Origin of the sequence: Ochrobactrum quorumnocens (genome assembly GCF_002278035.1) — a bacterium.
Lineage (GTDB): Bacteria > Pseudomonadota > Alphaproteobacteria > Rhizobiales > Rhizobiaceae > Brucella > Brucella quorumnocens.
In genome coordinates this window covers 487627-505734 of sequence record NZ_CP022603.1, presented here as the reverse complement: position 1 = coordinate 505734, position 18108 = coordinate 487627, and the positions used below count along the sequence as shown (strand labels likewise).

The following is an 18108-nucleotide window of genomic DNA, read 5'->3' as shown; positions in this document are numbered from 1 at the left end:
TAGTAAGCTAAGCGGCGCTGATCGTTGGAACGGCATCCAGCAGGGCGCGTGTGTAATTGTGCTGTGGTTGGGAAAAGACGCGTTCAACGGCGCCGCTTTCAACAATGCGGCCATCTTTCATCACCAGAACGCGGTCTGTCAGATGATGAACGACGCCAAGGTCATGTGAAATGAACAGAAGTGACGTGCCGGAGGCAGCTTGTAGCTCAGCCAGAAGGTCAAGTACCTGAGCCTGCACCGACACATCAAGCGCGCTCACAGGCTCATCGGCGATCAGAAGTTTCGGACTCGGTGCAAAGGCACGCGCGATGGCGACACGCTGGCGCTGGCCGCCCGACAATTCACGGGGATAGCGCTTAAGAAACTGGGATCCCAAACGGACGGCATCCAGCACTTCCACCACGCGCTTGCGACGTTCATCACCATAGATATGAACTGAATCAAGGCTTTCACCGACGATCTTTTCAACCGTATAACGCGGGTCGAATGAGCTTAGCGCATCCTGCGCAATCAGTTGCATATGCGCACGTTGTTCGCGACGTTGCTCCTCGCGCAGATTGCTCCAGAGCTTGCCATCAATATGCACTGTACCCTGATCGGGTTCTGTGAGTCCCAGAACGATCTTTGCAACAGTGGTTTTGCCAGAGCCGGATTCTCCGACAATGCCGAGCGCTTCACCAGCTTTCAGCGAGAACGAGACATCATTGACGGCCAAAGGCGTGTTGGCTTTGCCATAATGTTTGAAAAGCCCTTTGGCTTCCAGAACATTGGTGCTCTCATCGATGCGCTTTGCTGGCAGGGCCACCCTGACTTGAGGTTGGTGCGGCTGTGCTGGCGATAGCCGATAGCCCCGCGATCCGGCCGACGGTACGGCTTCAAGCAAATGTCGGGTATAGGCTTCCTTCGGCGCATTGAGGATCTGTTTTGTCGGGCCTTCCTCAACGATCCGGCCATTGTGCATGACCAGAACGCGATCCGCCAGCCGCGAGACGACGGCAAGATCATGGCTGATCAGAAGAAGTGTGTGGCCAGCGCGGCGACGCTCCGCAAGGAGATCAAGTATCTGTTTCTGAACCGTCGCATCAAGCGCTGTGGTTGGCTCGTCCGCAATCAACAGCGACGGCGAACGCGCAACCGCTGTTGCGATCAGTGCGCGTTGCCGCAAGCCGCCGGAAAGCTGATGTGGATATTGCAGCAATCTGCGATCAGGGTCGGGAATGCCGACCGAGCGCAGCAATGCCTTGCTACGATCCGTGACATCCGGCTGCCGGAAAAAGCTTGTTGTCCCGAAGGCGTCGGAAAGCTGTTGCGAGATACGACGTAGCGGATCGAGCGAAACCAGCGCGTCCTGTAGGACAAAACCGATCTTGTTGCCGCGCAAACCCCGCCATTGCTTGTCGCGATAATCAAGGACATTCAGACCATCGATCTCGAAAAGGTCAGCCTTGACGATTGCACTTGGACCTGAAAGTCCGATCAGTGCTCGTGCCGTCACCGACTTGCCCGAACCGGACTCTCCGACAAGCGCCATCGTCTCACCGGGATAAATGGTCAGATTGATGCCTTCCACGACTTTCAATGTCTGATCTTCACGCTGAAAACTGATCGAAAGGTTTCGGATTTCAACAAGGGGCGTGGTCATGACTGCCTCCGGCCTTCAAAGGCAAGTTGCCAGCGGCGTCCGAGAATGCTGATGGAGATAACGGTGAGTGTGATGGCCAGGCCGGGCCAGACGCCAATCCACCATGCAACACGCAGATAATTGCGCGCTTCTGAGAGCATCGCGCCCCATTCCGGTGCTGGCGGTTGCGGTCCCATGCCAAGAAAGCTCAAGCCCGCAGCGCTGATGATCGCTGTGCCAAGTCCGATTGTTGCAAGGATTGGTACCTGCGCAATGGCGTGGGGCAATACGTGCCGCAACGCGAGGATGTGACGCTTCAGCCCAAATGTTTTCGCCTGCTCGACATAACCGCTTTGCGCAATAACAAAGGTTTGCGCGCGCACGACGCGGGCGAAACGCGGAATGATGGCGACCCCGAGTGCAAAGATCAGATTGACGGTGCCCGGTCCTGTGAACGAGATGAAAACAAGAGCCAGCAGCAGATCGGGAAACGAAGACACCACATCGAGAAAACGCGAAATCGTTTCATCGATCAGGCCGCGCGATAGTCCAGCCAGCAGCCCCAAAATCGAGCCAGCAATGGCACCGATAGCCACAGCACTAAAGCCGATCAGTACGGAATAGCGCGCACCGTGAACCACGCGGGAAAACACGTCACGGCCCAGATGATCGGTGCCAAACCAATGTTCTGCCGAAGGCGGCAATTGTGCCTGTAGCGGATCGGCTAGCAATGGATCGGCCGTTGTAAGTAAACCCGGCCAGAGCGTTGCAACGGCAATTAGCGTTAGAAAGAGCGATGGTAGTGCCAGTGCCGGGCGCGAAAGGACCAATCGGGCCAGATTACGTAAGCTTGTGCCAGCGGGTTTTGCCGTTGAGTGTGTTTCAAGTGCGGGGGTGACACTCATGATCTATCTCCGGCCTTCGGTTCTCAGGCGCGGATCAATCAGCAGATAGAGCACATCAACGATGGTGCTCATCACCACATAGATAAACGCCGAGAAGATAGCGACAGCCAGCACCACCGGTAGGTCGTGATAAAGCACTGCATCAACGGTGATGCGCCCAAGACCGGGACGTCCGAAGACGGCTTCGGTAATGACGGCCCCTGAAAGAAGTCCACCAATCAGCCAGCCTGTAAGCGTAACTGCGGGCAGCGATGCATGGCGCAGACCATGTCTCAAACGCAGCACAAGATTGTTTGTCCCCCAGCTGCGCACGGTGAGCGCAAAGGGTTCTTCCAGCGCGCGTTCCAGACCTTCGCGCAAAACCTGTCCAATGACCGCGCCTAAAGACAAACCTAGCGACAAAGCTGGCAGAACAAGTGCTGCGAAATTTCTGTCGCCCGACACCGGAAATAGCTTGAGTGTGAAGGAGAAGACGAAGAGCAGAACGATGCCAAGCCAGAAGGATGGCGTCGAAATCAGTACAAGTTCTGTGCCCGCTGCGATTGAGCGTGGCAGCTTTTTACCGGCTGTCAAAACAGCGCTGCCCACGGCAAAGACGATTGCCACAAAAAGCGCGGCCCCTGCGAGCTTTAGCGTCGGCCACATCTGCGAAAACAGCAGCTGTGAAACGTCTGTCTGCAGATAATAAGAGCGGCCAAAATCGCCATGCAGAATACGTCCGAGATAGGACAGGTATTGCATGAAAATGGGATCATCCAGCCCCCATTCTGCGCGAATGGCAGCTTCAACGTCCGGCGTACGCAACTGCTCGCCAATCAGTATGCTGACGATGTCGCCCGGCGCGAGGTGGACGCTGATGAAGCTCAGCGTGATCGCGGCCCAAAGAACCAGCAGGCCTGAACTTATGCGAAGAGTGATTTGTCCCGTAAGGCTGTTACGCGGGACTCCAAAACGCCGGGGCAACCAGCTTGCGGGTGCGCGACCGATGGTCGTGGTATTTTCAGCATCCATGATCTGTAGCTCCTCTGTGCCGAAGTCCGCAGGACGGCGTGTTTATTCGCTGCGCCAGATGTCGTAAGCGCTTTCAGGAAGTTGCTTGAATGGACGGAAGCTGATGCTTTTGACATAGCTTGCAGCCGCAACCTGATCTTCAGGCTCGTACAGCGGCAAGGCATAGGCCTGATCCAAAATGGCGAAGTTTTGCAGTTTGCTGTAAAGCTCAAACCGTTTGGTTTGATCGAGCGTTGAGGCGGCTCCATTCAGCCATTGCGCCAATTCGGGCGCTGAAGCGCGGCTGTAATTGATGTAACCGCCCTTATCGAGTGGTAGGTAATGCAGCTCGATATCGATAGCGTCGGTTGGCGTATTGGAATTGGCAATCGAGCCAAAATCGCCGGTCTTGCGGCGATCTGTGTAAGTTCCGGCATCCACATAAACGATCTTGAGATCAATGCCCGCACTCTGGCGCGCCTGTGCCTGCAAAGCCTGCAAGAGAACATCGCGCTGATCACGCACGGTTGCCTGTGCCTGAATAACTTCAATGGTCAGTGGCTTGCCATCCTTGGTGCGGAAGCCTTCCGCATTGCGTTCGGTCCAGCCTGCTTCATCGAGAAGTTTGTTGGCAAGCTCTGGATTGGCGCCGTATTTTCCTTCGATGCTTTTGTCGTAGAACTGCGGATCAATCGGCGAAGTGATGCCCCATGCGCGGGTGCGTTCCCCGCGATAGACAGACTTGAGAACGGCATCGACATCAATCGCTGCAACCAGCGCCTTGCGAACATTAAGCTCCTGCGTCGGCCCCCATTCGACATTGAGGAAAAGCGAATAAGGCGTGCCGGTGTTCAAAGCCGTCTGATAGGTGAAATCAGGATTGTCCTTGAACAAGGCTGCATCATTGCCGGACACACCCTCAATGACATCAACCTGACCAGACGTAAGAGCGCCGGTTCTGACCGAGGACTCGCCCAAGAAACGATAGGTCACTTCATCAAGATAGGCTGGACCCTGATGACCGGCATTTGCCGGTGCCCAGTTGTAATCCGGGTTTTTTACGAAGTTGAGTTCCTGTCCTTTGGCATAGCGCTTCAAAATGAAAGGACCGGTTCCTGCAACCTCAGGTCCGCCGGATTTGATTTCTTCGGATTTGAATGCAGCAGGCGAGAGAATTTCGAGGCTGGCAATATAATCGAGAAATGGCGCGTAAATGCCCTTGAGCGTGAAACTGACTGTGTTTTCGTCAAGCGCTTTCGCTTCTGCAATGCGCGACACGGGTCCGGTGCTCGTGCTGCCGGAATAGGCTGCATCTTTGAGCGCCGTGATATTGGCAACAACAGCTTCCGCGTTGAATTTTTCCCCGTCCGTAAACTTCACATCATCGCGTAGCGTGAATGTGTAGGTTTTACCGTCGTCCGAAATCTTATGATCTTTCGCAAGCCAAGATACGTAACCGCCGTCAGCGGTGCGTGCGAGCAGCGATTCATAAGCATTGCGCAGCAGAAGCTTGGTTTTGTCCTGACCATTAAGCTGCGGATTGAGTGTTGCAGGCTGGGTTTCAACACCCCAGACCAGCTTGCCACCTTCAACGGGTTTGGCATCTTCCGCGAATGCGAGTTTTGGCAGTGCAACCGCTGCGAAAAGTGCGGTTCCGAGTGTCAGGAAATATCGGCGATTAAGCATGTATCGGTCTCTCGTAAGAAGGATGGTATGAGAGCGCATCCCGAAAAGTGTGAACGGTTTTCGGAAATACGCTCTATTCTTGAAGCCAGATGTCGTAGGCATTTTCCGGAAGCCGCTTGAAAGGGCGGAAACCAATGCCTTGAACGCGGGATGATGCGACGATTTGATCGGCAGGAACGTAGAGCGGCAGGCCATACGCCTGTTCGAGCAGCGCAAAACGTTGCAATTCTGCGTAAGTCTCAAAGCGCTTTTTGGGATCGAGCGTGGAAGCGCCTTGTTCCAACCATTGGGAGACTCTGGGGTCTTCTGTACGGCTATAGTTGATTGAACCGCCCTTATGGCGTGGCAGATAATGGAAATAGATGGTGACGCCGTTTTCCTGCGTCGTGGTCGAGTTTGGAATGATGCCGTATTCGCCGTCTTTCTGACGACTGGAATAGGTGCCCGCATCGACATATTGCAGCGCAACATCGATGCCCGCATTCTGTCGGGCCTGTGCCTGCACCGCCTGCAACAGAATATCCCGCTGGTCGCGCACTGTGGATTGTGACTGCACAACCTCGATTGTCAGGCGTTTGCCGTCTTTGGTGCGGAAGCCATCCGCATCGCGTTCCGTCCAACCAGCGTCATCGAGAAGCTTATTGGCAATTTCCGGATTAAACCCGTAAGTGCCTTCAATCGACTTGTCATAAAAATCGGTGTCGGCGGGGGTAAGAATGCCCCAGGCACGTTCACGTTCACCGCGATAAACCGACTGAATGATGCGTTCGACATCGACGGCAGCCAGCACTGCTTTACGCACATTGACGTCGGAAGTGGGTTCGCGGGTGATGTTGAGATAGAGCGTATAAGGCGTTCCGGTATTGATTGAAGTTTGGTAGCTAAATTCCGGGTTATCCTTGAAAAGTTGGGCATCATTGCCCGAGATGCCTTCTGCGGCATCAATCTGCCCGGAAGTGAGTGCGCCGATACGCACTGAGGATTCAGGCAGGAAACGATAGGTCACATCATTGAGATAGGCCGGGCCTTGATGAGCGGCATTTTCGGGCGCCCAATTATAATCCGGGTTTTTAACGAAACGGATTTCCTGACCCTTGATATAACGGTCGATAACAAATGGGCCGGTTCCTGCGACTTCTGTTCCACCAGCCTTCAGCTGTGTAGACTCGAATGCTTTGGGCGAGATCAGTTCTATGCCCGCAGCACCATCCAGAAAGGGCGCGTAAACGCGGTCGAGTTTTATGACGACTGTGAGTGGATCAACGGCGGTTACTTCGCTGACACGCGCGACATGGCCTGCACTGATGCTTCCCGAATAAGTGGGTTCTTTGAGTTTGCTAAAGTTGAGAGCAACAGCCGCCGCATCGAATTTCTCACCATCCGAGAACTTCACGCCGTCGCGAAGTTTAAACGTGTAGGTCTTGCCGTCTTCAGAAACTTCATAGCTCTTGGCGAGCCACGGTACATAACCACCCTCCGGTGTGCGGGCCAAAAGGGATTCATAGCTGTTGCGTAAGATGAGCTTGGCTTTGGCCTGACCGTTCAAATGGGGGTTAAGTGTGGTTGGCTCTGTCTCCACACCCCATGTGAGAGAACCACCGCTGACGGGTTCAGCATTCGCTTTGGCTGAAGTGATTTCAGCACCAGCGGCAATGATCAGGGTAAGGGCGCTGGCGCCAGCCAGAAAAGCTCGTCTTGTTACCACGTTGAATATCCAGTGTCGGGGAAAATGGGGAGGTTATGCCGCGATTGCCGGGCGACTATTGGCGAGCAGCTCAATGGTTTTGAGACGATGCCTGCCTTCTGAGACAGGGCAGTCGATAACGAATTCAGCGATGTCCAACTCACGATGCAGGCGCTGAAGTTCAGTGTGAACATGCAAGGCTGTGCCACGGACGACACGGGGCGTGCGCTCTTCGATGCTGTATTGTGTGGCACCGGCCTGCCGCACATATTCAAGCGCCTGTTCGTGGCTGCCGACATTGACCGGCTGTAGGCCTTCGACCGAAACACGGAAGCGACGAATATCGCCTGCCAGTTTTTCCGCCTCAGCATCGCTCTCAGCAACAATAACGCTGACGGCCAAAATGGCAGGGCGGTTCGCAATTGCCCGATAGGCTTCAACCGCTTCTTTTATTGCTGCCGGATCGCCCTGAATGTGTCCGGCGTAGACAAAATCCCATCCGAGGCGAGCAGCAAGCTCCGCACTTTCGACGCTCGCTCCCAACAGGAAGCGTTCGGGCTTGTGCGGCGGCACTGGATATGCGGCAATGCCATTTTCATCATCTGATTTCTCTGAACCATGATCGAGAAAGCCATCAAGCTCTGCGAGTTGCTGTTTAAAGGACGGCTTTCGGTCCGGGTCATAAGCCCCTTGCAGTGCGCGGGTTGAAAGTGGCAGGCCGCCCGGTGCTTTCCCGACGCCCAAATCGACCCTTCCCGGGGCAAGTGATGCAAGCAGATTAAAGTTCTCAGCGACTTTATACGCGCTGTAATGCTGCAGCATCACGCCGCCAGAACCAATCCGGATATGATGGGTATGAGCCAACAAAAACCCGATCAGTACCTCCGGTGACGAACTGGCAAGCCCCGGTGAGTTGTGATGCTCTGCCACCCAAAAACGGTGAAAGCCAAATGTTTCTGCCTTCTGCGCAAGCTTAATCGTGCGGGCCAACGCCTCTTTGGCTGCTTCTCCATCATGAATGGGGCTCTTATCGAGAAAACTAAGCGCGTAGGGCATTTCATCCTCACTAACAAATTCAATGAAGATGTAATCTATGTTTTTTGTAGAATATTAATCGAGCAACGATCTTCCAATATTTGCGCACTCATTAAACGTTCATGCCGTGCAAACAGCCCAACAAAGATGCACCGTTAAAGGAAGATACTGTTCGATGGTGGCTTTTTGCTTCCACTCAATACACGTCGGACAGGATTTGTTTCAGCGGAGGCATTCTATGGTTGATACTATTATCCAGTCCTCTCTTTTGGACCCGGCAGCGCAGCCTCTCATTGATGGGCTGGTGCAAGAATATGACGGTCGATACGGCAATCTTGATCGTCCTGGTGGCGCGCGAACGGAAATCCTACGCTATCCGACAGAGGCATTTTCGGCTCCGCTTGGTGGTTTTCTGCTGCTTCAGCGCAATGGCGAAACCATCGCTGGTGGCGCTTATATGAGCCACGACGACGAGACAGTGGAACTTAAACGTATCTGGACGGCATCGCATTTGCGAAGGCAGGGGTTGGCTCGACGCATTGTGTTGGCGCTTGAAGAGAGTGCTGGTGATTTAGGCTACACGCGCGCCTATCTATCCACCGGCTTTCGCCAGCCGGAAGCAACCGCGCTTTATATTTCGCTCGGTTATCGTCCACTTTTCGACACGTCGGTTGATGTGCAGCAATACCGCTCGCTGCCTTTTGAAAAGCATATAGGTGTTAAGTCGGGGCAGCTGATTTCCACCCCAATCTATCCGGCATCTGCCTCATTTGAAGAGGCAACACAGCGGGTGCAGGAGCGCAAAGCAGTACAAGAAGCAAAAATTCTAGCGCGGCTGCAAAGCTATCGCGAAACTGCCGCGTGAGAAGGGAAACGAACCATGCCTCTTTCAAAGATTGAACATTTTGCCTTTCTCATTCCCGGCAGTCATCGGGAGAATGATCCTGTACAGGGGTTAGAAGCCACCTTACAGCTTTTCGAGCTTGGAGAGCGGCTGGGATATGACAGCGCATGGGTGCGCCAGCGCCATCTGGAGCGCGGTATTTCATCTGCCACTACATTTCTCGCCGCGGCCTCGCAGCGGACGCAACGCATCGGGCTTGGTACGGCGGTCATTCAGCTTGGTTATGAAAATCCGTTCCGGCTGGCTGAAGATCTGGCGACGGTGGATTTACTGTCCCATGGCAGGCTGAATGTCGGTGTTTCGGTCGGCGCGCCGCCCTTTGGGCATTTGATCGCTGATTTTGTGGATGCAGCTCCAATCGCTGATTACAGTCATGCGCGTGCAGAAAAACTGGCACAGGCACTGCGGTCAGAACCACTTTCAGACGAAACCGAAGCAGGCAATTCCGCTGGAGCACAAATTCCGCGTTTAAGACCCTTTGCCAAAGGGCTGACCGACCGCCTCTGGTATGGCGGTGGATCACAGAATTCAGCACGTTGGGCGGGGCGGGCTGGGTTTAATCTTCTGACAGGAAACATTGTTAGCGGTGAGAACACGGATGATTTTCTGACAGCCCAAAAAGCACTCATAGAACGGTTCCGTCAGGAATGGGTGCGTGAACGTGCGCCGCATGTTGCACTTGGTCGGGTGATCCTTCCCACTGACAGCGCCAGTCCGGATGCGCGCCGCCGCTATGCGGAATTCGCCGCCGAACGCGACAAGCGAACGGGTTTCGCCCATGGTCCGCGCCGCACTTTGTTTCTGCCCGATATTGTGGGCACGACAGAGCAAATTCTGGAAACACTCGCAGCCGATCCTGTTCTGCCGCTTGTCTCCGAATTTCGGCTGGAGCTGCCTTACGAATTTCATGCCGAGGATTATGCGCAAATACTCACTGACTTTGCGCGGCTTCTTCCCGCCTCGGGCGCAAGCAAGCCAGAGCTGAGCGTCGTTCGCGCTGGCTAGTTATCCAATCCATTCAATTACGATCGGAATAAAATCATGACGCAGTCTAAAGCCCTGCTCTTAGGCGTGGGTATCAGCGCCGCAGCCGCACCTCGAGCCAGCCTCAAGCAATCGCGGCAGTTCTGGACGGAGCTGACAAAACCGTTTGATGGTGCAGTTGCATTTCTGACACTGGAAGATGAGTTTGCACACAAGGGCGGCGATGGGCTGGATGCCATCTTGCTGGCAAACTGGCTTGCACCACGTCTCACCAATATTGGTATCATCCCCGGTGCTCCGGTCAATTTTCTTGAACCTTTTCACGTTTCGACCGCCATTGCGACGCTTGATTATGTCAGCGAGGGGCGCGCTGGGCTGCTGGTGCAGCAGCTCACAAAACAGCGCGATCTGGAAGCCAGCAAAGCGCTGGGTGCATTGAATGGTTATCCTTCGCTTGATCAACAGGCGCTTAAAACGGACACTCAAGACGCAATCGAAGTTATTCGCAGGCTTTGGGATAGCTGGGAAGACGATGCAGTTATTCGCGATAAGAAAACGCAGCGGTTTCTCGATGCGTCCAAACTGCATTACATCAATTTTGAGAGCGACAATTTCCGGGTTCTCGGCCCTTCGATCACGCCGCGTCCACCACAGGGACAGCCGATTGTAGCTGCAACGCTTTCAAAGCTTGATGAGTTGAATGTCGCCCGAAATGCGGATGTGGTTTTTGTTACACCAGATGAGCAGCTTATCAGAGCTGCCAGCGCATCCGTGCATGATCGCGCAGCGCCGTTTGTCGTCGCCGACCTCGCGCTTTCTGACAAGCCAAGTGTTCAGGAAACGATTGATGCCGTTATTGAGAACCAAGCATGGGGCGCTTCGGGCATAAGGTTGCGCTTGTCTGATCCGCAATCGCAAAGCGATTTCGTTCTCAAAGAACTGCTGCCCGCATTGCAGGCTCACAAGCTTGTTCACAACGGCGAAGGCACCACGCTGCGGACGCGGTTTGGTCTGCCGGAAGCAATCAATCGTTATTCAACAGCCGCCTGAGCGAAGGAACCGGGAAAATGACAAAGCTGAAGCAGGTTATTCTCGGAGCGCAGTTTCCGGGCGTCAACAATTTCACTGTATGGAGCGATCCGGCAGCGGGTAGCCAGATCGAGTTTTCCTCATTCCGGCATTTTGCTGAAACGGTCGAGCGCGGCAAGTTTGATTTCATCTTTCTTGCGGAAGGCTTGCGCGTGCGCGAGCAAAAGGGAAAGCTTCACGAGCTTGATGTTGCTGGTCGGCCCAATACGGTGGCTATTCTCACCGCACTCTCTGCAATCACCGAAAATGTGGGCCTTATTGGTACGCTAACAACCACATTCAACGAACCTTATGCGCTTGCGCGGCAGCTTGCCACTTTTGACATTCTCTCCGGCGGGCGTGCAGGCTGGAATGTGGTGACGTCGCCGGGTGCATTTACTGGCGCGAATTTCCGGCGAGGTGATCATCTTCCCTTCAACGAACGCTATGATCGTGCGCGCGAGTTTCTTGATGCCGCGCAAAAAATCTGGGCTGGAGGTGATTTTGCTTTCAGGGGCAAGCATTTCGACATTGCTGGCCACTCCGATCTCGCACCTTTGCCGCAAGGCGCGCCCGTTATTGCGCAGGCAGGAGACTCGCAGGACGGACGGGATCTTGCAGCAAGCCACGCCGACGTCATCTATTCGCGTCATGGAACATTGGAGGCCGGGAAAGAGTTCTATCGCGATGTGAAGCAGCGTTTGGCTCATTATGGTCGTAGTCCAGATTCGTTGAAAATCCTGCCGGGAGCCAATTTTGTTTTGGGCGATACGCAGGAAGATGCAGAAGAAAAGCTGCGGGAAATCCGTCTCCAGCAGGTCAGCCCGAAATCTGCCATTACGTTTCTTGAGCAGGTCTGGAACCGCGATCTTTCAAATTATGATCCGGATGGACCGCTTCCAGAATTGGAGCCGGATGTTGCACACGAGCAATTGGCTCTCGGGCGCGCCAATCGCTATGATGACCGCATTGATACGGCGCGTGCATGGCGCGAGCTCGCTGAACGTGACAAGCTCAGCATCCGTGACCTGATTATTAAGGTTACAGCGCGTCAGCAGTTTGTCGGCACACCGCAAACGATAGCGGACGAAATCAACGCCTATGTGCAGGCTGATGCAGCCGATGGGTTCGTTTTTGCTCCGCATCTTACGCCCGGAGGCTTCGACGAATTTGTTGAGAAGGTTGTACCGATCCTTCAGGACAAAGGTGTGTTCCGCAGCGATTATGCCGGAGAAACATTGAAAGATAATCTCGGCTTATCAGCTTAACCGCCAAGAACAATGAGCAGTGGTGCGTAATTGCGCCGCTGCTGGTTTTAATTTTCTACAAAATCAGTCGAATATAGAAAGCGCATTCTCGGCCAATCTGTCGAGCGCTGCTACCGTGTGGCAGATTGATAAATCTGGAGTAATAAACAGACATGGGATCAACGGTAACATATCTCCGCGAGAGTATTCCGCAGTATGTTGAAGAGCCTGTAGATATCGAGGTTTCTCCAGGCGAGCTCAAGGCAGCTATGCGACAGCTTGCGGGTGGGGTAAGCGTTGTTACAGCAGGGTTTGACGAAGGACGCACGGGCGCAACGGTGACGTCTGCGACGGCACTGTCTGTCGATCCTCCCACAATCATCGTGAACATCAACCGTGGTTCCTCAGTCTGGCCAGTGATCAGCCGCCACAACCATTTCTGCCTGAACATTCTGTCTGCTGGTCAGCAGGCTATTGCAGACCGTTTTGCAGGAAAAGATGGTGTGAAGGGCGCTGACCGGTATGAGGGTAGCGAATGGTATGCATTGGAAAGCGGCGCGCTGGCACTGCATGGCGCATTGGCTTCGGTCGATTGCGCGGTTGAGGACGTCATTGAGCGCCATACCCACGCTATCATTATCGGACGGGCACTGAAGATTGTGACCGGCGGCGGCGAGCCGCTTCTCTATCATGGCGGCGGCTACAGGCTTCTTGGTCTTTAATGATCAGCGGTGAAGATGGTTAGCAAATGACCGGGGAGTACCATCTCCGTTTTATTTGGTTTGTATTATCAGTATGAATATTCGTTATTATTAATAAGAAATAAATTTTAATTACGTAGTATAAATTGAATAAACATTTCTACCATTATCAATCTTCGATAAGTAAATTCAATCATCTGTATTTATATGTAGGGGTGATTGCATGACTTCCGAAAATAATAAATCTTATCTATCTCGGCGTGCTTTTCTGGGGGCATCCGCGATTAGTCTTGGTGCTGCAACCATTGGTGGTTCCAATGGTTTTGTGCGCAAGGCTTTTGCGCAAGGCACTACATCGTCTCCAAGGGTGATCAAGCTGGCCTGGGGGCAGACGGCTGTGTGTCAGTCGCCAATTTCGGTAGCACTCAAAAAGGGACTGTTTGAGAAATATGGCCTGACTGTTGAGCCTGTCAATTTCTCCGGTCCAACCGATCAGCTGCTTCAGGCAATTGCCACCGGCAAGGCAGATGGCGGCATCGGCATGGCGCTGCGCTGGCTTAAGCCTCTGGAGCAGGGGTTTGACGTATCGCTGACGGTCGGAACGCATGGCGGCTGTATGCGTCTTCTGGCTGCACCCGGTTCAGGTATCAATTCGATTGCTGATCTGAAAGGCAAGAAGGTTGCCGTCAGCGATCAGGCAAGCCCAATCCGCAACTTCTTCGCCATTCAGGCGGCCAAGCAGGGCATCAATCCGGATACCGAAATAGAGTGGCTGCAATATCCGGCTGATCTTTTTGCGGAAGCCTTGAAGAAGGGTGAAGTACAGGCCGTGGCTGGCGATGATCCGCACGCCTTCCTTCAGCGCGAGCGTGATGGTCTCAAGGAAGTCGCGACCAATCTTGATGGTCAGTACGTCAATTCCGCCTGCTGTGTGCTGGGTCTGCGCGGCAGTCTGGTTCGTGATGAGCCGGAAGTTGCGAGCGCCTTGTCGCGTGCAATCGTAGAAGCACAGGCTTGGACTGCAGCGCATCCAGATGAAAGCGCTGAAATCTTTGCACCTTTCGTTCCAGGTAATGTCTCTGCAACGGACGTGGCGCGTATCCTGCGCAGTCACACGCATGACCATCATTCGACGGGCGATGCCTTACGCAAGGATGTCGCTCTGTTCGTGGATGAGCTCAAAATCATTAATGTCATCCGGCCAAATACCAATACGGATGCATTTGCCGAAAAGATCGTCGCCAATGTCATCACCTGACACAGTCTATATCTCGTCAAAGGACGACGCGCGGGAGGCTCTGCCCTCCGCGCTTCGCCGCTCGCTATGGCCGTTTGTGGCGGTGATCGCCTGGGCTATCGTCAGTACGATTTCCGTCTTCCTTCCCAATGTGGTGGTTGGCTTTGCCGAGCCGCTTTATGTTCGTGAAACCAATGGCTTGTTCATCGGTTGGACGATCCTTCTGGCAGTCAGTGCAGCATTGGTTGCGGTCTATCCGGCATTTGGCAAAAGGCTGGTTTACTGGTCGCCATGGCTGACGGCTCTGGCGGTATTTTTTGGGGTTTGGGAGTTGCTTACTGCCAAGTTTGCCTGGCTCCCTGTGCCGTTTTTTCAGCCGCCTTCGTCTCTGCTCGAAGTCTATCTCGATGATTGGCCGCGTCTGCTCGACAGCCTGTATAACTCGTTCAAACTGCTGGCTTCGGGTTTTGTGCTCGGTGCGATTGCTGGTTTTCTGACCGGTATTTCCATCGGCTGGGTACAAGCAATCGGCTATTGGGTTCATCCGGTGTTGCGGTTTCTGGGGCCAATTCCATCGACTGCACTGTTGCCGATGGCGTTCTATTTCTTTCCATCGGGCTTTTCAGCTGCAGTTTTTCTGATTGCACTGGCGACATGGTTTCCGCTTACGGTTCTGACATGGTCGGGCGTGGCGAGTGTCGATAAGGCCTATTACGATGTTGCACGCACGCTGGGCGCCAGTCAGTTGTTCTTGATCCTGCGCGTCGCAATCCCCGCAGCATTGCCGCATGTTTTTGTCGGCCTTTTCATGGGGTTGGGTGCATCTTTCTCGGTGCTGGTCGCCGCCGAAATGATGGGCGTCAAGTCCGGTCTCGGCTGGTATCTGCAATGGGCGCAAGGCTGGGCGGCCTATAACAATCTTTATGGCGCGCTGATTATCATGGCGATTGTGTTTTCCGGGCTGATTACGCTGCTCTTTACGGTGCGTGATCGCGTTCTGACTTGGCAGAAGGGGGATGTGAAATGGTGAATGCTGCCCTCAAACAAACGCCTGCTGCCTCCACTGATGAAAGCCGTGGCTTTCATATTCAGGTTGAGAATGTAAGCCATCGCTTCGGTCTTGAAGGCAAGTCATTGCCGGTTCTCAACCACATTGAGCTTAATGTGAAACCCGGTGAGTTTGTCGCCATTTTGGGTCCATCGGGTTGCGGCAAGAGCACGCTTTTGCGGCTCGCTGCCGGGCTGGAGCCGCCAAGCGAAGGGCAGATTCTTGCCGATGGCGAGGAAATCCTCGGACCTAATCCGTCGCGCGTGGTGGTTTTTCAAGACCCCACACTTTATCCATGGCGCACGGTGCGGGACAATGTTGCTTTGGGGCTTCAGGCGCGTGGCGTGCTGAAAACTCAGGGGCATCGCATCGATGAAGCGATTGAACTGGTGGGATTGTCGGCTTTTGCCAATGCCTATCCGCGCCAGCTTTCGGGCGGCATGGCGCAGCGTGCAGCCTTGGCGCGTGCGCTCGTCAATGATCCGAAATTGCTCATTCTGGATGAGCCACTAGGAAAACTCGATTCCCTGACGCGGCTTGCCATGCAGGCTGAGCTTCTCGATCTTTGGCAGCGCAACGGTTTTACCACATTGCTCGTCACGCATGATGTCGAGGAAGCGATTTTCCTTGCACAGCGGGTCATCATCTTTGGCAACCGTCCGGCAAGCATCGAAGCCGAACTTAAAGTGGATCTCAGCGATCCGCGCCATCGCGGCGATCCGCGACTGGCGGAACTGCGCAGGCAGGCGCTTGCGCATCTTGGGCTGGATGCCGACTGGTAAAATCAGGAAAGAAAAATGTTCAAAAAAGCAATTCTTACAACGGCCCTTTTATTGGGGTCGATGACGCAACTTTATGCGCATGCTCATCTCGCACAATCCGAGCCCGCCGAAGACGCCGTGCTCAATAAAACGCCTGCCACTGTTTCCATCGAATATACCGAAGCGCTGGAACTCGGTCTTAGCAAACTTGCCCTCAAGGATGAGAGCGGGGCAACTATCGAGACCAGTAAGCCTGAACATATTGACGGCAACACCAAGACGATTTCGGTCACACCGCCAGTCTTGAAGCCGGGTACTTATACGGTTCAGTGGGGCGCTGCGTCGGTCGATACGCACCGCACCGAAGGCTCGTTCAAGTTCAAGATCACTAATTAAGGTTGCCGGGCGCAATGACTGGAATTGATATTGTCATTGCGCTTGTGCGATGCCTCAATTTTGCTGGCCTCGCAATGCTCGCTGGCGCTCTTTTTTTCCGCATCTTGCTTGTTCCAAGCGAAATAAGTGACGGCAAACTTGCGGCTTTTGTAAGAATCTGGCGTCAACTTTATGGCTATTCCGTGGCAGCCAGCGCTTTTGGACTGGTTCTGTGGGTGCCGCTTCAGTTCTCACTGCTGTCTGGTGCGAATAGTTTTTCTGATGCATTAGCCTTTCTCCCAAGCGGACTTTTAAGCACAGCCTTCGGCATTGGATCGTGCCTGCGCGCTTTGGCAATCGTGCTTGCTGCTTTGCTTCTGCCGTATGCGATAAAGTCTCAAGCCGTCCGTATCCTGTTGTTTTTGATCGTTGTTTTAGCGCTTGGTCTCCAGATTCGTATGGGGCACGCCGCAGCAGCTGATACTATTTGGCTACCACTGGCAGTTTCTGCGCATGTGATTGCAGGCGCGCTATGGTTTGGTTCGCTGCTTCCGCTCTATCTTCTCTTACGTGTTTCGCGGGATGACGGCTTGCAAGCCGCGCGTCGATTTTCGCTTTATGGCATTGTTTTTGTTACAATTCTTGTTGTTGGTGCCACCATTGCAGGATGGCTTTCGACAGGTGGTTTGCCGGGGCTGGTTGGTACCACTTATGGCAGGATCATGATCGTGAAGATCGCGCTTTTGGCCGCCATGCTGACACTTGCAGCACTCAATCGTTTCTGGCTGAGCCGCGAGGGTGCGAGCGGGCAGGGGCTTCGTTATGCACTCATCGTTGAGGGCACAATCGGCATCGCAGTGTTTCTCGCGGCGTCCCTTCTCGCGACACAACCACCCGGCGTGCATGAAGACATCATCTGGCCTTTCGCCTATCGTTTGCGCGACAACGTTCTGGGAGATGCGTTTCTCGTCGATGCCGCATGGCGGAGCTTCAAGCCACTTCTGCTGGCATTTCTGATCGGTACTGGGTGCCTTTTTCTGTCTATATGGCGATGGCAAGCTATTGTTATCGTGACAGTTATCGGCTTTGCATTGTTCCAGCCACCGCGCATCGGATTGTTTGTTCAGGAGGCCAACGAAGCCAGTTTTCTGCGCTCGCCCACATCCTATACGTCTATCGCAATTTCGCGGGGCGCTGCGGCTTTCGGAGGCAATTGTGCGTCCTGTCACGGCAATGAAGGGCGCGGTCGCGGTGAACAGGCAACCGGCTATCCTGTATGGCCGCCCGATCTGACAGCACCCTTGTTTGCTGATCGCAGTGACGGTGAAGTCTTCTGGGCGATCATGCATGGCAAGGAGTTGCAAGACGGTCGGCAATCCATGCCCGGTTTTGAAACGGTGTTGGATGCGAAAACCGGGTGGTCGCTGGTAGATTATATCCGAACGATTGCGTCTGCCCGAACGATCAGTCTGCCTGAGCCTGATGGTGCGGTTTATCCGGCTGCAAGCCCGCGAATTACGGTCTATTGCGGGGCTAGACGGCATGAGGTCGGTCGGCAATCCGACAATTTCTGGCTGCTTCATCTTCAGGACGAACAGCTTGAAGCCTTTGCTGTTGATAGCAATGGCATCCCGGCACAATGCGATGTTTCCGACCAGACTGCGGCTGTGGCTGTGCAGCTTCTGACGCCAACTGCCGATGGGGCAAGCTTTCTCGTAGATCAGAATGGCTGGATACGGTTTCGATGGTCAGGGTATGAAAAGCCGGAGCCTTTGATCCTTGAGGCCGCTATCAGTAAGGCTCGTGCGAATCCGATCAGTCTATCGAATAGAGGACATCATTCATGATGATCCGAGCAGCGT

At 54.0% G+C, this 18108-nt stretch carries 16 protein-coding genes; 10 read left to right on the top strand and 6 right to left on the bottom strand.

The features are described 5' to 3' along the window. Positions 1-7: 7 nt before the first annotated feature. From CES85_RS02470 to CES85_RS02445, 6 genes are all read right to left on the bottom strand, one after another. Positions 8-1642, bottom strand: coding sequence for a dipeptide ABC transporter ATP-binding protein (locus tag CES85_RS02470; protein WP_095444482.1), 1635 nt, complete (start codon positions 1640-1642; stop codon positions 8-10). After that, positions 1639-2526: an ABC transporter permease gene (locus CES85_RS02465; protein WP_095444481.1), complete on the bottom strand. Its 888-nt coding sequence runs from the start codon at positions 2524-2526 to the stop codon at positions 1639-1641. The genes CES85_RS02470 and CES85_RS02465 overlap by 4 nt, the downstream gene beginning before the upstream one ends. Before the next feature lie 3 nt (positions 2527-2529). Beyond that, positions 2530-3537 (bottom strand): ABC transporter permease, encoded by a 1008-nt coding sequence (locus CES85_RS02460; RefSeq protein WP_095444480.1) that lies wholly within the window; start codon positions 3535-3537, stop codon positions 2530-2532. A gap of 42 nt (positions 3538-3579) precedes the next feature. Next, on the bottom strand, positions 3580-5202 hold the full coding sequence (locus CES85_RS02455; protein WP_095444479.1) for an ABC transporter substrate-binding protein: 1623 nt from the start codon (positions 5200-5202) through the stop codon (positions 3580-3582). Between the two features lie 73 nt (positions 5203-5275). Then, the gene (locus CES85_RS02450; RefSeq protein ID WP_095444478.1) at positions 5276-6907 is read right to left on the bottom strand and encodes an ABC transporter substrate-binding protein; all 1632 of its coding nucleotides are present in this window, start codon (positions 6905-6907) and stop codon (positions 5276-5278) included. 33 nt (positions 6908-6940) lie between these two features. Then, positions 6941-7942 (bottom strand): LLM class flavin-dependent oxidoreductase, encoded by a 1002-nt coding sequence (locus tag CES85_RS02445; protein WP_095444477.1) that lies wholly within the window; start codon positions 7940-7942, stop codon positions 6941-6943. A gap of 217 nt (positions 7943-8159) precedes the next feature. Between CES85_RS02445 and CES85_RS02440 the strand changes: the two genes are divergently transcribed. The 10 genes from CES85_RS02440 to CES85_RS02395 all read left to right on the top strand — a co-directional run bounded on the left by CES85_RS02440 (position 8160) and on the right by CES85_RS02395 (position 18093). Next, the gene (locus tag CES85_RS02440) at positions 8160-8786 is read left to right on the top strand and encodes a GNAT family N-acetyltransferase (protein WP_095444476.1); all 627 of its coding nucleotides are present in this window, start codon (positions 8160-8162) and stop codon (positions 8784-8786) included. A 15-nt stretch (positions 8787-8801) separates the two neighbouring features. Further along, positions 8802-9830 (top strand): LLM class flavin-dependent oxidoreductase, encoded by a 1029-nt coding sequence (locus CES85_RS02435; RefSeq protein ID WP_095444475.1) that lies wholly within the window; start codon positions 8802-8804, stop codon positions 9828-9830. A gap of 36 nt (positions 9831-9866) precedes the next feature. Beyond that, positions 9867-10859, top strand: coding sequence for an LLM class flavin-dependent oxidoreductase (locus CES85_RS02430; protein ID WP_095444474.1), 993 nt, complete (start codon positions 9867-9869; stop codon positions 10857-10859). Positions 10860-10876: 17 nt separating this feature from the next. Next, positions 10877-12145: an LLM class flavin-dependent oxidoreductase gene (locus CES85_RS02425; protein WP_095444473.1), complete on the top strand. Its 1269-nt coding sequence runs from the start codon at positions 10877-10879 to the stop codon at positions 12143-12145. A gap of 152 nt (positions 12146-12297) precedes the next feature. Further along, a complete protein-coding gene (locus CES85_RS02420) occupies positions 12298-12846 on the top strand; it encodes a flavin reductase family protein (RefSeq protein ID WP_095444472.1) in 549 nt (182 codons plus the stop codon). Between the two features lie 202 nt (positions 12847-13048). Then, the gene (locus CES85_RS02415) at positions 13049-14083 is read left to right on the top strand and encodes an ABC transporter substrate-binding protein (protein WP_244923201.1); all 1035 of its coding nucleotides are present in this window, start codon (positions 13049-13051) and stop codon (positions 14081-14083) included. Beyond that, the gene (locus CES85_RS02410) at positions 14070-15092 is read left to right on the top strand and encodes an ABC transporter permease (protein WP_095444471.1); all 1023 of its coding nucleotides are present in this window, start codon (positions 14070-14072) and stop codon (positions 15090-15092) included. Before CES85_RS02415 ends, CES85_RS02410 begins: the two co-directional genes overlap by 14 nt. Further along, positions 15086-15892, top strand: coding sequence for an ABC transporter ATP-binding protein (locus tag CES85_RS02405; RefSeq protein WP_095444470.1), 807 nt, complete (start codon positions 15086-15088; stop codon positions 15890-15892). Before CES85_RS02410 ends, CES85_RS02405 begins: the two co-directional genes overlap by 7 nt. Before the next feature lie 15 nt (positions 15893-15907). Next, positions 15908-16267 (top strand): copper resistance CopC family protein, encoded by a 360-nt coding sequence (locus CES85_RS02400; RefSeq protein WP_095444469.1) that lies wholly within the window; start codon positions 15908-15910, stop codon positions 16265-16267. A gap of 14 nt (positions 16268-16281) precedes the next feature. Further along, entirely contained in the window at positions 16282-18093 is a 1812-nt protein-coding gene (locus CES85_RS02395) for a CopD family protein (RefSeq protein WP_095444468.1), read from the top strand. The last annotated feature ends 15 nt before the right edge of the window (positions 18094-18108 follow it).